We start from the raw sequence: 14,639 nt of genomic DNA, 5'->3' as shown, positions 1-14,639 counted from the left end.
ACGAAACCCGCACCATGAACATGATCCAGGCGATCAATTCGGCGATCGACATCTGCATGGGCCGCGATGACGAGATCGTCGTGCTGGGCGAGGATGTCGGCTTCTTCGGCGGCGTGTTCAAGGCCACGGAAGGCCTGCAGGCCAAGTACGGCAAGACCCGCGTGTTCGACACGCCGATCACCGAATGCGGCATCATCGGCGTCGCGGTGGGCATGGCGACTTACGGCCTGCGCCCCGTGCCCGAAATCCAGTTCGCCGATTATATCTACCCCGCGCTCGACCAGTTGGTGTCCGAAGCGGCGCGGCTGCGTTATCGCTCGGCGGGCGAATATACCGCGCCGATCACGGTGCGGACCCCGTTCGGCGGCGGCATCTTCGGCGGGCAGACGCACAGCCAGTCGCCCGAGGGCATCTTCACCCATGTCGCGGGCCTCAAGACGGTGATCCCGTCCAACCCCTATGACGCCAAGGGCCTGCTGATCGCCGCGATCGAGGACAATGATCCGGTGATCTTCTTCGAACCCAAGCGCATCTATAACGGCCCGTTCGACGGCCATTATGATCGCCCGGTCCAGCCGTGGAGCAAGTTTCCCGAGAGCGCGGTGCCCGAGGGCTATTATCGCGTCGAACTCGGCAAGGCGCGGATCGTGCGGCCGGGCGACGACGTCACGATCCTGGCTTATGGCACGATGGTCCATGTCGCCCAGGGGGTTGTCGCCGATGCGGGCATCGATGCCGAGATCATCGATCTGCGCACCCTCGTCCCGCTCGATCTGGAAACGATCGCCAAGTCGGTGAAGAAGACCGGGCGCTGCGTGGTCGTCCACGAGGCGACCAAGACCAGCGGCTTCGGCGCCGAGCTGTCCGCGCTCGTCCAGGAACATTGCTTCCATCATCTGGAGGCACCGGTGCAGCGCGTGACCGGTTGGGACACGCCTTATCCGCACAGCCTCGAATGGGCCTATTTCCCCGGCCCCGTCCGCCTCGGCGAAGCGCTCAAGCGCGTCATGCAGGATTGATCCACTATGGGCAGCTACAGCTTCAAATTGCCGGACATCGGCGAAGGCATTGCCGAGGCGGAAATCGTCGCCTGGCACGTCGCGGTCGGCGACATGATCGAGGAGGATGAACCCCTCGCCGATCTGATGACCGATAAGGCGACCGTCGAAATGACCGCGCCGGTATCGGGCAAAATCGTCTCGCTGGCGGGCGAAGTTGGCGAGATGGTCGCGATCGGATCGATCCTCGCGACCTTCGAGACCGAGGGCGGTGCCGCGCCTGCCGAGGAGCCGACCGTCGAGGTCGCGCCCAATGAGGCAGCTGCGGTGGTCGAACCAATCCTCCCCGGCACGGGGAGGGGGACCGGCGAAGCCGGTGGAGGGGGCGAGCCACAAGCGACACCCCCTGCCGAAGCCCCCCTCCACCATCAGCCTGCGGCCGATGGTCCCCCTCCCCGTACCGGGGAGGATCGGAAAGTCCTCGCTTCCCCTGCCGTGCGCGCCCGCGCCAAGGATCTCGGCATCGATCTCGCACAGGTGAAGTTCGCGGGCGACCATGTCCGCCACGCCGATCTCGACGCCTTCATCACCTATAATCGCGGCTATGCCCCCTCGACGGGGAAGCGCGCCGACGAGCAGGTGAAGGTGATCGGCCTGCGCCGCCGCATCGCGGAGAATATGGCCGCGTCGAAGCGCGCTATCCCGCACTTCACCTATGTCGAGGAAATCGACGTCACCAAGCTGGAGGCGCTGCGCGGCGACCTGAACGACACGCGCGGGGATCGGCCCAAGCTGACCCTGCTGCCGCTGCTGATCGTCGCGATCTGCAAGACGATCCCCGACTTCCCGATGATCAACGCGCGCTATGATGACGAGAACGGCGTCGTGAACCGTAGCGGCGCGGTGCATCTGGGCATGGCGACGCAGACCGATGCGGGCCTGATGGTCCCCGTCATCCGCGACGCGCAGGATCGCAACATCTGGCAGCTGGCGTCCGAGATCACCCGCCTCGCCGACGCCGCGCGCACCGGCAAGGCGAAGTCGGAGGAGCTGTCGGGCTCCACGCTGACGATCACGTCGCTTGGGCCCTTGGGCGGCATCGCGACCACGCCGGTCATCAACCGCCCCGAAGTCGCGATCATCGGCCCGAACCGCATCGTCGAGCGCCCCGTCTTCCGCGACGGACAGGTGGTAGCGGCCAAGCTGATGAACCTGTCGATCAGCTGCGATCACCGCGTCGTCGACGGCTGGGACGCGGCAAGCTTCGTGCAGGCGCTCAAGCGGCTGCTCGAAACCCCGGCCTTGCTGTTCGTCGACTGACTTGCGCCGCCCCCTTGGCGGACGCTAGAGAGCCGGCCACTTCCCGACAGATACAGATGAGGGCGCGGCAATGGCCGGTCATAGCAAGTTCAAGAACATCATGCACCGCAAGGGCGCGCAGGATAAGAAGCGCGCCGTGCTGTTTTCCAAGCTTTCCCGCGAAATCACCGTCGCGGCGAAAATGGGCCTGCCCGATCCGGCGATGAACGCGCGCCTGCGCGCCGCCGTGATCACCGCGCGTAAGGAAGGCCTGCCCAAGGACAATATCGAACGCTCGATCAACAAGGCTTCGGCCAATGACGGCGCGAATTACGAAGAGGTCCGGTACGAAGGCTTCGGCCCCGGCGGCGTGTCGCTGATCATCGAAACGCTCACCGACAATCGCAACCGCACCGCCACCAACGTCCGCACCGCCGTTTCCAAGAATGGCGGCAATCTGGGCGCGGGCGGATCGGTAAGCCACGGTTTCGATCGGCTCGGCCTGATCAATTACGGCCCGGCCGCGGGCGACGCCGAAAAGGTGTTCGAAGCCGCGCTGGATGCCGGGGCGGAAGACGTGACCTCGTCCGAGGACGGCCACGAAATCTGGACCGCGATCGATGCGCTCCACGAAGTCGCCAAGGCGCTGGAGCCGGTGCTGGGCGAACCCGAAGGCGCAAAGCTCGCCTGGCGCCCGCAGACGATGGTGACGGTGGGCGAGGAGGACGCGACCAAGCTCCTCAAGCTGATCGACACGCTCGAGGACGATGACGACGTCCAGACCGTATGGGGCAATTACGACGTGCCCGAAGACGTGATGGAAAAGCTGGGCGGCTAAGCCGCTCACCTCCCCACCTCGTCATTGCGAGCGTCCTTCGACGGACGGGCTTCGACTGCGCTCAGCCCTGCTCAGGATGAGCGGATAAAAGCCAACCGCTCATCCTGAGTAGCCACTGAGCTTGTCGAAGTGGCGTATCGAAGGACGCCTTCGGCTCCTCGCAATGACGAATAGGGCTTCCAAAATCCCCGCCAATACGCGAAACGGAACATGTGATGAACATGGGGCCGCAGAAGCATGATCCTGATCGGGCTTGATCCGGGCCTCGGCACGACCGGCTGGGGGGTGATCGCGGCGGAGGGGAATAGGCTCAGCCACGTCGCCAACGGCCAGATCAAGACCGAGCCGTCGATGGAACTCGCGCGCCGGCTGGCCCTGCTCCACGACGCTCTGTTTGAGGTGATCCGCACCCATCGCGCCGAGAGCGCGGCGGCCGAGGAGGTGCTGGGCAATTCCAACGCGCAATCGACGCTGAAGCTTGGGCAGGCGCGCGGCGTGGTGCTGCTCGCGGCATCGCGATCGGGGCTGGCGGTGGGCGAATATCATCCGTCGGTCGTCAAGAAGGCGGTGGTCGGCACGGGTGGCGCGGAGAAGCGCCAGATCCAGGCGATGGTGCAGGTTCTGCTGCCCGGCGTGAAACTGGCCGGCCCCGATGCGGCCGATGCGCTCGCGGTCGCGATCACCCACGCGCACCATCTGGCAAGTGCACGCTCGCTCACGCGGAGAGCCTACGCATGATCGCGCGGTTGAAGGGGCTGCTGGCGGAGGTTGCGGCCGACCATCTGGTGCTCGACGTCAACGGCGTCGGCTATCTCGCATTGGCCTCGGGCCGCACACTGACGGCGGTGGGGGAAATCGGCAACGAAGTGCTGCTGCTCACCGAAATGCAGGTGCGTGAGGATGCGATCACCCTGTTCGGCTTCGGATCAGCCGCCGAACGCGACGCCTTCCGCCTGTTGACGAGCGTGCAGGGTGTGGGCGGGCGCGTGGCGCTCTCGATCCTTACCGTTCTCGACGCGGGAGAATTGTCGCGCGCGATCGCGAGTGGAGACAAGGCGATGGTCGCGCGCGCCAACGGCGTCGGCCCCAAGCTCGCGATGCGCATCGTCAACGAACTCAAGGACAAGATGGGCGGCGTCGCGATCGGCCCCGCGACCGGCGCCCCCGCACCCAAGGGCGGCGCAACAGAGGACGCGCTCTCCGCCCTCGCCAATCTCGGCTTCCGCCCCGCCGAAGCCAGCGCCGCCGTGGGCGCCGCCGCCGAGGAACTCGGCCCGACCGCGACGCTCGACGCGCTCGTCCGGCTGGCGCTGCGCAAGGCGGCGAAGTGACGCCGTCAGAGTGGTGTGAGCAGCGGCTTTCCGGCAAAGAAGGCGGCCAGATTGTCGAGAACGAGCTGTGCCATCGCGTCGCGCGTTTCCACCGTCGCGCTCCCCTGATGCGGGAGCAGGACGACATTGGGGAGCGACAGCAAGGCTTCGGGCACATGCGGTTCGTGCGCGAACACGTCGAGGCCCGCGCCGCCCAGGCGGCCTTCGACGAGGGCGGCGACCAGCGCATCCTCGTCGACCACCGATCCGCGCGCGATGTTGATCAGCGATCCGTTAGGGCCGAGCGCATCGATCACGGCGGCGTCGACCAATTTGTCGGTCGCGGGGCCGCCGGGCGTCGCGACGATCAGGATATCGACCGAGGCGGCCAGCGCCACCGCGCTTTCGGCATAGCGCCACGGCACGTCGGCCACCGGGCGCCGCGAGTGGTAGGCGATCTCGCCCGCAAACGGCGCGGCGCGCTTTGCGATCGCCTGCCCGATCCGGCCCAGCCCCAGAATGCCGATCCGCTGCCCGGTCAGCCGGCGCGACAGCTTGGGCATGCCCGCGCTCGCCCAGCGGCCGCTGCGCACCAGCGCGTCGTCGCGCGGGATGTTGCGATAGAGCGCGATCATCAGCCCGATCGCGAGGTCGGCGACATCGTCGGTCAGCACGTCGGGGGTGTTGGTGACGTGGATGCCGCGCCTTTTCGCCTCGGCCAGATCGACCTTGTCGACGCCCACCGCGCTCACCGCAATGATCTCCAGATCGGGCAGCTTCGCCATCGTCGCGGCATCGATCCCGCTACTGCCGTGGGTCGCCACCGCGCGGATGCCGGGGCCGGGTTCGGGGCGCAGATCATAGGCGGCCTTCAGCCCTTCGGTCAGGCGCGGCACCGCGAAGCTGCTGTCGATGTAGAAAAGGGGCGGCTTGGTCATCACGGTCTCCGGCGGCGGGTGAGCTTTCCCCTACAGTCGCGCCATCGACTGTCCACCCGCCGCGCGCTATCCGGTGGCGAATGACCGATAGTGCCAATGACTGATAGCGATCGCCTGCTCACCGCCTCGCGCCGCGCCGAGGATGCCGATGCGGCGTTGCGGCCCAAGTCGCTCGACGAATTCGTCGGGCAGAAGGCGGCGCGCGACAATTTGCGCGTCTTCATCGAGGCGGCGCGGCAGCGCGGCGACGCGCTCGATCACGTCCTGTTCTTCGGCCCGCCGGGTCTGGGCAAGACCACACTCGCGCAGATCATCGCCAAGGAAATGGGCGCGGGCTTCCGTGCGACATCCGGCCCCGTCATCGCCAAATCGGGCGATCTGGCGGCTCTGCTGACCAATCTGGAGGATGGCGACGTCCTCTTCATCGACGAGATTCACCGGCTTCAGCCTGCGGTCGAGGAGGTGCTCTATCCCGCGATGGAGGATCGCGCGCTCGATCTGATGATCGGGGAGGGGCCGTCGGCGCGCAGCGTCCGCATCGATCTGCCGCGCTTCACTCTGGTGGGGGCGACCACGCGGCAGGGGCTGATCACCACGCCGCTGCGCGATCGCTTCGGCATTCCGGTGCGGCTGCAATTCTATTCGGTCGAGGAACTGGAAAAGGTCGTAAGTCGCGCCGCGCGACTTCTCGATCTGCCGATTTCGCAGGATGGCGCGATGGAGGTCGCACGCCGGTCGCGCGGCACCCCGCGTATCGCCGGCCGTCTGCTGCGCCGCGTGCGCGACTTTGCAAACGTGGCGGGGCACGCGATCGTCGATGCGAAGGCAGCCGATACCGCGCTCAACCGGCTGGAGGTCGATGCGCTGGGGCTGGATGCGATGGACCGGCGCTATCTCCACATGATCGCGGACATCTATCGCGGCGGGCCGGTGGGCGTGGAGACGCTGGCGGCGGGCCTCAGCGAGCCGCGCGACACGATCGAGGATGTGATCGAGCCCTATCTCATCCAGCTCGGCCTGATCGCGCGGACGGCGCGCGGGCGTTGCCTCAACAGCCGGGGGTGGAAGCATCTCGGCCTCAATCCGCCGCCCGAAGCCGGGCAGGACGGGCTGTTCGACGTATAACCGTCATCCTGGCGGAGGCCGGGATATCAGGAGATTGTGAGCAGGTTCGCCGCAGGAGCCGCCTGAGATCCCGGCCTCCGCCGGGATGACGCGAGGCAATAGGGCGGTGAGCGGCGAAAATACGCCCTTCGCGCCTTGGCCTATCGGCAAACCGCCCCTAGAATCCGTTACCGATGCACAACGATGCCCCCTATACCGGCCGCTTCGCCGGCCCCGAGCACCGTTTTGCCGTGCGCGTCTATTTCGAGGACACCGATGCCGGCGGGGTCGTCTATCACGCCAGCTACCTGCGCTTCATGGAGCGCGCGCGCAGCGATGTGATGCGGGGTTGCGGGATCGATCAGCAGGCGGTGATGGCGGCGGGCGACGGGGTCTATGTCGTGCGCGATCTCCACATCCGATATCGCGCGGCCGCGAAACTGGACGACGATCTGCTCGTTCTGAGCCGCATGGACGCGATCGGGGGAGCATCGATGGTCATTCATCAACGAGTCATGCGGGCCGATCAATTGATCGCAGAGGCCGATGTTTCGGTCGCGTTCGTCGGCCCCGATGGCCGCCCCAGGCGCCAGCCGCGCGACTGGGTGGACAAGTTCAAGACAATACAGGGAGCAGACGAGACGGCATGAGCGCAATGAGCATTGCAGGTGTGGGCGTAACCGCCACCAGCTCGGCCCTGTCGCCGATCGCGCTGTTTCTGCAGGCGGATATCGTCGTGAAATCGGTGATGATCGGCCTGCTTCTGGCCAGCATCTATACCTGGGCGATCATCCTGTCGTCGGGGCTGAAGATGGGCCGCACGCTGAAAGCATCGAAGGCGTTCGAGGCCGAGTTCTGGAAATCCGAGGATATCGACAAGGTCTATGACGGCCCCGGCCGGCAGGACGTGCCCTCGGCCAAATTGTTCACCGCGGGTGTCGGCGAATGGCGCCGTTCGGTGCGGATCACGCCGGTCGATCGCGAAGGGACGCGCGCGCGCCTCGCCACCGCCATGTCGGCGGCGACCAGTGCGGAGATCGACAAATTGTCGGACCGGCTGAACATCCTCGCCACCATCGGTTCGGTCGCGCCCTTCGTCGGGCTGTTCGGCACCGTGTGGGGCATCATGCGCAGCTTCACCGATATCGCGGCCAGCCAGAACACATCGCTGGGCGTCGTGGCGCCGGGCATTGCGGAGGCTTTGTTCGCGACCGCGATCGGCCTGTTCGCGGCGATCCCGGCGGTCATCGCCTATAACCGCCTGCTCCACCGCGTCGGCCAGATCGAGAACCATCTGCACCGCTTCGGGGACTCTCTGCACCTGACGCTCAGCCGCGAGCTGGAGCGGGTTAAGTAAGATGGCGATGGGTCCGGTCTCCGGCCGGGGCGGCAAGCGCGCGCCGATGGCCGACATCAACGTGACGCCGCTGGTCGACGTCATGCTGGTGCTGCTGATCATCTTCATGGTCACGGCCCCGCTGATGCTCGCGGGCGTGCCCGTCGACCTGCCCGAAAGCGCGGCCGGCGCGCTCGATCAGGACAAGAAGCCGATCACCGTCTCGATCGACAAATCGGGCGAGGTCTTCGTCGACGACAAGCCGGTCCAGTTCTCCGCGATCGACGCCCAGTTCGGGCAGATTGCGGCGACTTCGGGCAAGGGCAAGGATGCGCCGCAAATCTTCCTGCGCGCCGATCGCGGGCTCGATTACGGGCGCGTGATGGCGGTGATGGGATCGCTCAACCATGCCGGCTTGAACCGCGTCGCTTTGGTGACGATGGGCGCAGATGACGGCGCGGCGGGAGCCGAGGCTCCCTGATGGATCGCGCGGAAAAGGCCGGGCTCGGTGTAGCTTTAGTCGGCCATGTGGTGCTGCTGGCGATCATGTCGCTCAATCTGATGAGCGCGCGGCCCAAGCCGCCGCTGGCGGATGCGATGGACGTGATGCTCGTCGACAAGGTGGCGCTGCAATCCTCCTCGCCCGAAAAGGCGGTCGAGCCGCCGCAGCAGATGGAGGCGCCCGACGTGGGTAAGCCCGAGGAGGCGACCCCGCCGCCCGAGCCCACGCCCGCGCCGACCCCGCCCAAGCCCGAACCGAAACCCGCGGTGACGCCCAAGCCCGCCCCCAAGCCGGCCAAGCCCACGCCCGCGCCACCCAAGGCCGAGGCGGCCAAGCCTGCGCCCGAAAAGCCGGCGGCCAAGGCGAAACCCAAGGCGACCAATCTTGGCGACGACTTCCTGAAGGGCATCCCCGCGTCCAAATCCCCCGGCAAGGGCGCTATCGCGCGCGCCGCGGTGATCAGCCCCATCCAGGCCAATGGTCTGGCCGCCCTGATCGCGTCGCAGGTGAAGCCTTGCTACACCGTGCCGACGGGCGGCGCCGGGGCGACCGCCATCGTGACGCAGGTGCGCCTGCGGCTGAAGCCCGACGGCGGCATCGCGGTTGCGCCCGAAGTCACCGGCAATGCGGGCGTGAACGATTCGAACGCCGCCTATCTGCGCCAGATGAACGAAGCCGCTGTCCGCGCATTGCAACGGTGCGCGCCGTATAAATTGCCGCCCGAACTGTACGAAGGCGGCTGGGAAGACATCAAGTTCAACTTCCGCCCGAACCAGATGAACTGATCACCGATTTGACTTCATTCCCCCTGTTCGGCCATGAAACGACCGGGGGGCCAGAGGAGACGAGCTTTGAACCGCCTGCCCCTGACCCGTTTTTGCACTGTTTTAGGCGCGATGGTTGCGTCGCTTGTCGCGACAGCCCCCGCGCATGCGCAGCTTGAGGTCGACATCAACGGCGGCATCGCCCAGCCGATGCCGATCGCGATCCCGTCGATGCCGACGCCTTCGACCGTCACGACGCCTGCGGGCGATACCGCCGCGCTTGGCCAACGCGTGTCGGACGTCATCACCAATGATCTGAAGAATAGCGGCCTGTTCAATCCGCTGCCCAAGAGCGCGCTCGCCAATGTGCCGTTCAGCCAGGCGAACGCCCCCGACTTCATCTTCTGGGGGCAGAGCGGCGCGCAGGCGCTGGTGCAGGGCTTCGTCCAGGCGGGCAGCGACGGCAAGATCACGGTCGGCTGCTATCTCTACGACGTGCTCGGCAAGGTCGAGCTGACCCGACAGGGTTTCGAGGTCGTCCCCGCCCAGTGGCGCCGCGCCGCGCACAAGTGCGCCGACACGGTCTATAGCCGCCTGACCGGCGAAGGCCCCTATTTCGACAGCAAGGTCGTCTATGTGTCGGAGACCGGGCCGAAGCAGAACCGCATCAAGCGGCTCGCGGTCATGGATCAGGATGGCGCCAACCACCGTTTCCTGACCAACGGCCAGTCGATCGTGCTGACCCCGCGCTTCGCGCCGAACCAGCAGACGATCACCTACATGTCCTATGCGGGCAATCGGCCGCGCATCTACGTCTATAATATGGGCACCGGGCAGCAGCGGCTTGTGGTCGATCTGCCGAACATGACCTTCGCGCCGCGCTTCTCGCCCGATGGCCGCTACATCGTCTTTTCGATGTCGGTCGGCGGCAATACCGACATCTATCGCGTGTCGGCCAGCGGCGGCACCCCGCAGCGGCTGACGACGTCGCCGGGCATCGATACCGGCGCCAGTTATTCGCCCGACGGATCGCGCATCGTGTTCGAAAGCGATCGTTCGGGCGGGCAGCAGCTTTATGTGATGAACGCCGATGGTTCGAACCAGAACCGGATCAGCTTCGGCGGCGGCCGCTATGCCACCCCGGTGTGGAGCCCGCGCGGCGACTTGATCGCCTTTACGAAGATCAGCGGCGGCTTCAATATCGGCGTCATGGGCGTCGATGGTTCGGGCGAAAAGGTGCTGACCAACGGCTGGATGGACGAAGGCCCCACCTGGTCGCCCAATGGCCGCGTGATCATGTACAACCGCACCGGGCAGGGGAGCGGCAAGGCCGATCTCCGTTCGGTCGACCTGACCGGCGTGAACGAACGTCCGGTTCCCACCCCGCTCGATGGTTCCGACCCCGCATGGGGCCCCTTGCTCCCGTAAAGCTTAGGTTCAGGGAGCGAAATCCACGGATTTGCGTTATCATTGCGCAACCGTATTGAAGAAGAAGGAGAAGCAGATGGCGCGCTCGATGTTGAACGTCGCTCTGGTGTCGGCCCTCGTGCTGACCGCGGCTTGTACGAAGAAGAAGGTCGAAGATCTGCCGCCGCCCCCGGCCGCGGCCCCCACGCCGACCCCCGAAGCCCCGCCGCCCGCGCCGTCCAACACGACGATCCCGGGTTCGCGCGCGGACTTCCTGCAGCAGGCGGGCACCGACACGGTCCACTTCGCGACCGACAGCTCGGATGTCGACGCCGAAGCGCAGTCGATCCTCAGCCGCCAGGCGCAGTGGCTCGCCAAGTTCCCGAACGTGGCCGTCACGATCGAAGGCCATGCCGACGAACGCGGCACCCGCGAATATAACCTCGCGCTGGGCGATCGCCGTGCGAACTCGGCCAAGAACTTCCTGGTTCAGGCCGGTGTCTCGGCGTCGCGCATCTCGGTGATCAGCTACGGCAAGGAACGCCCGGTCGCGACCGGTTCGGACGAAGGCAGCTGGGCGCAGAACCGCCGCGCGGTCACGGTCGTCCCGCAATAAGGCGATCGTCCGTTTCGGACATCAAGGGCCGTCGGCATCGCGCCGGCGGCCCTTTTGTTTTGGGCCGTCCTTCTCTCCCGCTCGTCATTGCGAGGAGCCGGAGGCGACGCGGCAATCCAGGCCCGCACTGGAGATCGTCGCGAACCTCTTCTGGTTCGGGCCTGGATTGCTTCGCTACGCTCGCAATGACGAGGGACTGGTGTCACGCACTTCGATGATATAAATATGATATCATATTTATCCGAAGGAGAGTCGCATGACCGATCCCACTTCCGGCCTGCTCCACGCCAATCGTGAGCGGGGGGCGATGACGTTCAGCGGGTGGGCGATGCTGCTGATCGCGCTCGTCGCCTTGTTCGCGCTCGTCGGATCGGCGCTGTCGAATGCGGGCGGCAACGGCCCGCTCTGGCTGATCGGCGGGACGCCCGTTCTGGTGGTCCTGTTCATCCTGATCCTGCGCGGCTTCTACATATTGCAGCCCAATCAGGCAGTCGCGATCCTGCTGTTCGGCAGCTATCGCGGCACCGATCGCGCGACGGGCCTGCGCTGGACCTGGCCGTGGATGAGCCGCGCGCGCATCTCGGTGCGCGCCAACAATGCGATCTCCGAAAAGCTCAAGGTCAACGATCTGCGCGGCAACCCGATCGAGATTGCGGCGCAGCTCGTCTGGCGCGTCACCGATACCGCGCAGGCTTTGTTCGACATCGACGATTATCGCGCCTTCGTGGGCGTGCAGATCGAGGCGGGCGTCCGCGCGATCGGATCGCGCTACGCTTATGACGGCGACGAAGCCGAAGTGACCCTGCGTGGCCACCATGACGAGGTGAACAATGCGCTGCGCGACGAACTGCGCGCGCGTCTCGCGATCGCGGGGATCACCGTCGACGAATGCGGGCTGACCCACTTGGCCTATGCGCCCGAAATCGCCGGCGCGATGCTGCGGCGGCAGCAGGCGGAGGCGGTTGTCGCCGCGCGCGCCAAGCTGGTCGAAGGTGCGGTGTCGATGGTGGAAATGGCGCTCGAGCAATTGTCGGCGCGCGATGTCGTCGAACTCGACGACGAACGGCGCGCGGCGATGGTCTCCAATCTGATGGTCGTCCTGTGTGGCGAGCGGGAGACCCAGCCGATCGTCAACACCGGCACGCTCTATCAGTAGATCTTGGCAGTAATGACTTCGAAGAAGGCCTATCCGCTCCGCCTCGATCCGGCGCTGTTTGCCGCGATCGAGCGCGCGGCCGCGGCCGACCTGCGCAGCGTCAACGCCCAGATCGAATGCCTGCTGCGCGAGGCGCTGGCCAAGCGCGGCGTGCGGGTGGAGTTGGGTGAACCGGCAAAGCGGGGGCGGCCGCCGCGCGACCAATCCTCCCCCGGCGGGGGAGGTGGCAGTCCGAAGGACTGACGGAGGGGTATTGGCCGGCAGCGATACCTGTGTGGAGAGCTACCCCTCCACCGCTTCGCGGTCCCCCTCCCCCTCCGGGGGAGGATTTAGACGGGCGGCAGCGACCAATCGATCGGCGTCTGCCCATGCGCCTCCAGAAAGGCGTTGGCCTTGGAGAAGTGCCGACATCCGAAGAAGCCCGAATGCGCCGAAAGCGGTGAGGGGTGCGCCGCCTTCAGTACCAGGTGGCGCGAATCGACGAACGCCGCCTTCTTCTGCGCGTAGCTACCCCACAGCAGGAAGACGACCGGATCGGGTCGCGCGTTGATCAGGCGGATGATCGCATCGGTGAACTTTTCCCAGCCCCGGTCGCGGTGCGACGCCGCCATGCCCATTTCGACCGTCATCACGCTGTTGAGCAGAAGCACGCCCTGCTGCGCCCACGATTCGAGAAATCCATGCGCGGGTCGCGGCAGTCCCAGGTCGGTGCCAAGCTCCTTGCAGATGTTCACCAGGCTCGGCGGCGGCCGCACCCCCGGCTTCACGCTGAAGCACAGGCCATGCGCCTGCCCCTCGCCATGATAGGGATCCTGCCCGAGGATCACGACCTTCACCTTGTCGAGCGGGGTCAGGTCGAGCGCGCGGAACCACTCGCTCCCCGCCGGAAAGATGCGCTTGCCCTTGTCCTTCTCACCGACAAGGAACTGACGGAGCGCCGCCATATAGGGGGAGTCGAACTCCCCCTGAAGTGGTGCCTTCCAACTGTCGTGAAGCTTGATCTCTGCCATGCCTTAAGCAGGTAGCGCGTCGGGCACCGGCTCCTCAAGGATTCCCTCGCGCTTGGCGACGATCATGGGGACGAGAACCTGCCCCGCGACGTTCACCGCGGTCCGCCCCATGTCGAGGATCGGATCGATCGCGAGCAGCAGCCCCGCACCTTCCAGCGGCAGGCCGAGGGTGGAAAGCGTCAGCGTCAGCATCACCGTCGCCCCCGTCAGCCCCGCCGTCGCGGCGGAGCCCAGGACCGACACGAACACGATCAGGCCGTAATCGGTTAGCCCCAACGGCAGGCCATAGAATTGCGCGACGAAGATCGCCGAGATCGCCGGATAGATGGCGGCGCATCCGTCCATCTTGGTCGTCGAACCCAGCGGCACCGCAAAGCTCGCATAGGTGCGCGGCACGCCTACCGTCTCGGCCGAAGCCTCGGTCACGGGCAAGGTGCCGACCGACGATCGCGATACGAAGCCCAGCTGGATCGCCGGCCACGCGCCCGCGAAGAAGCGGCGCGGCGAAATGCCGTTGATCAGCAGCAGCGTCGGGTAAACCACCAGCAGCACGATCGCGAGGCCCAGATAGATCGCCCCCGCAAAGCTGCCGAGCCGCGCCAGCGCGTCCCAGCCATATTCGGCGACCGCATGGCCGATCAGCCCCGCCGACCCGATCGGGGTCAGCCGGATCACCCACCACAGAAGCTTGCGCATGATGCCCAGGAGCGCGCGAACGAAGCCCACGAACGGCTCCGCCACCTCACCGACCTTGAGCGCCGCCGCGCCGACCGCGATCGAGATGACGATCAGCTGGAGCACGTTGAAACCCAGGCTGGTCGATGCGGTGCCGGTGTCCGACAGCTTGGTCGACGCGGTCAGGCCGAAGGCGTTGGCGGGGATCAGCCCTTTCAGGAAATCGAGCCAGCTGCCGACCGACTTGGGTACGGCCGCATCGGCGGGGGCGACCCCGGCCGAAAGCCCCGGCTGGATGATCACGCCTAGCGCGATGCCGATGCCGACCGCGATCAGCGAGGTGATCGCGAACCACAAAAGCGTCTGCGCGACCAACCGCGCGGCATTCTGCAACTCGCGCAGATTGATGATGCTCGTCACGATCGCGGCGAAGATCAGAGGCGGCACCAGAGCCTTGAGCAACTGGACGAAGATCGACCCGACCGTGTCGAGCGTCTCGGCCAGCGCGTTCGCCTCGCCCTCCGGCCCCGCGCCGATATGCCGCGCGAGCACGCCGAGCAGCAGCCCCACCACCATGCCGGCGAGGACCTGCAATCCAAAATTGCTGAAGAAAGGACGTTGAGCGGGCTTGCTGGCCATGACGGACCTCGTGTGAATCTGCCGCGAAAGTGGGATCGCTCCGCCCC

The 14,639-nt window shown here is 66.2% G+C and carries 16 protein-coding genes and 1 pseudogene; 14 read left to right on the top strand and 3 right to left on the bottom strand.

Annotated elements, in window-relative coordinates; translation table 11 throughout:
* Window positions 1-14 precede the first annotated feature (14 nt).
* The 5 genes from EOD43_RS00340 to ruvA all read left to right on the top strand — a co-directional run bounded on the left by EOD43_RS00340 (window position 15) and on the right by ruvA (window position 4,466).
* Entirely contained in the window at window positions 15-1,019 is a 1,005-nt protein-coding gene (locus EOD43_RS00340; RefSeq protein WP_127744547.1) for an alpha-ketoacid dehydrogenase subunit beta, read from the top strand.
* Between the two features lie 6 nt (window positions 1,020-1,025).
* Window positions 1,026-2,318: a dihydrolipoamide acetyltransferase family protein gene (locus tag EOD43_RS00335; protein ID WP_127740013.1), complete on the top strand. Its 1,293-nt coding sequence runs from the start codon at window positions 1,026-1,028 to the stop codon at window positions 2,316-2,318.
* Window positions 2,319-2,388: 70 nt separating this feature from the next.
* Window positions 2,389-3,135, top strand: coding sequence for a YebC/PmpR family DNA-binding transcriptional regulator (locus tag EOD43_RS00330; protein ID WP_127740011.1), 747 nt, complete (start codon window positions 2,389-2,391; stop codon window positions 3,133-3,135).
* Between the two features lie 237 nt (window positions 3,136-3,372).
* A complete protein-coding gene (gene ruvC / locus EOD43_RS00325; protein WP_127740009.1) occupies window positions 3,373-3,873 on the top strand; it encodes a crossover junction endodeoxyribonuclease RuvC in 501 nt (166 codons plus the stop codon).
* A complete protein-coding gene (gene ruvA, locus EOD43_RS00320; protein WP_127740007.1) occupies window positions 3,870-4,466 on the top strand; it encodes a Holliday junction branch migration protein RuvA in 597 nt (198 codons plus the stop codon). The genes ruvC and ruvA overlap by 4 nt, the downstream gene beginning before the upstream one ends.
* A gap of 5 nt (window positions 4,467-4,471) precedes the next feature.
* On the opposite strand, the gene EOD43_RS00315 is transcribed toward ruvA, so the two are convergent.
* Window positions 4,472-5,383, bottom strand: coding sequence for a 2-hydroxyacid dehydrogenase (locus EOD43_RS00315; protein WP_127740005.1), 912 nt, complete (start codon window positions 5,381-5,383; stop codon window positions 4,472-4,474).
* A gap of 96 nt (window positions 5,384-5,479) precedes the next feature.
* Here EOD43_RS00315 and ruvB point away from each other — a divergent pair, with 96 nt between their 5' ends.
* The 9 genes and pseudogenes from ruvB (at window position 5,480) to EOD43_RS00270 (ending at window position 12,511) form a co-directional block, all read left to right on the top strand.
* The gene (ruvB, locus tag EOD43_RS00310) at window positions 5,480-6,508 is read left to right on the top strand and encodes a Holliday junction branch migration DNA helicase RuvB (protein ID WP_127740003.1); all 1,029 of its coding nucleotides are present in this window, start codon (window positions 5,480-5,482) and stop codon (window positions 6,506-6,508) included.
* A 173-nt stretch (window positions 6,509-6,681) separates the two neighbouring features.
* Window positions 6,682-7,137 (top strand): tol-pal system-associated acyl-CoA thioesterase, encoded by a 456-nt coding sequence (gene ybgC / locus EOD43_RS00305; RefSeq protein WP_127740000.1) that lies wholly within the window; start codon window positions 6,682-6,684, stop codon window positions 7,135-7,137.
* Window positions 7,134-7,844, top strand: a complete 711-nt coding sequence (tolQ, locus tag EOD43_RS00300; RefSeq protein ID WP_127739998.1) for a protein TolQ — start codon at window positions 7,134-7,136, stop codon at window positions 7,842-7,844. Before ybgC ends, tolQ begins: the two co-directional genes overlap by 4 nt.
* 1 nt (window position 7,845) lies before the next feature.
* Entirely contained in the window at window positions 7,846-8,304 is a 459-nt protein-coding gene (gene tolR / locus EOD43_RS00295; RefSeq protein WP_127739996.1) for a protein TolR, read from the top strand.
* Complete coding sequence (locus tag EOD43_RS23495; RefSeq protein ID WP_240653022.1) at window positions 8,304-9,110, top strand: TonB C-terminal domain-containing protein; 807 nt, start codon at window positions 8,304-8,306, stop codon at window positions 9,108-9,110. Before tolR ends, EOD43_RS23495 begins: the two co-directional genes overlap by 1 nt.
* A gap of 153 nt (window positions 9,111-9,263) precedes the next feature.
* Window positions 9,264-10,517 (top strand): annotated as a pseudogene (gene tolB, locus EOD43_RS00285) (Tol-Pal system beta propeller repeat protein TolB); the annotation flags it as partial.
* 76 nt (window positions 10,518-10,593) lie between these two features.
* Entirely contained in the window at window positions 10,594-11,112 is a 519-nt protein-coding gene (pal, locus tag EOD43_RS00280; protein WP_127744546.1) for a peptidoglycan-associated lipoprotein Pal, read from the top strand.
* A 256-nt stretch (window positions 11,113-11,368) separates the two neighbouring features.
* On the top strand, window positions 11,369-12,268 hold the full coding sequence (locus EOD43_RS00275; protein WP_127739992.1) for an SPFH domain-containing protein: 900 nt from the start codon (window positions 11,369-11,371) through the stop codon (window positions 12,266-12,268).
* Between the two features lie 12 nt (window positions 12,269-12,280).
* A complete protein-coding gene (locus tag EOD43_RS00270; RefSeq protein WP_127739990.1) occupies window positions 12,281-12,511 on the top strand; it encodes a type II toxin-antitoxin system antitoxin in 231 nt (76 codons plus the stop codon).
* Between the two features lie 86 nt (window positions 12,512-12,597).
* Here the strand turns inward: EOD43_RS00270 and ung are convergent, their stop codons facing one another.
* Entirely contained in the window at window positions 12,598-13,278 is a 681-nt protein-coding gene (ung, locus tag EOD43_RS00265) for a uracil-DNA glycosylase (protein WP_127739988.1), read from the bottom strand.
* Between the two features lie 3 nt (window positions 13,279-13,281).
* A complete protein-coding gene (locus EOD43_RS00260; protein ID WP_127739986.1) occupies window positions 13,282-14,592 on the bottom strand; it encodes a dicarboxylate/amino acid:cation symporter in 1,311 nt (436 codons plus the stop codon).
* Between the last annotated feature and the right edge of the window lie 47 nt (window positions 14,593-14,639).

This window comes from Sphingomonas crocodyli (assembly GCF_004005865.1).
Lineage (GTDB): Bacteria > Pseudomonadota > Alphaproteobacteria > Sphingomonadales > Sphingomonadaceae > Rhizorhabdus > Rhizorhabdus crocodyli.
This window is presented reverse-complemented; position numbering and strand designations above follow the sequence as displayed.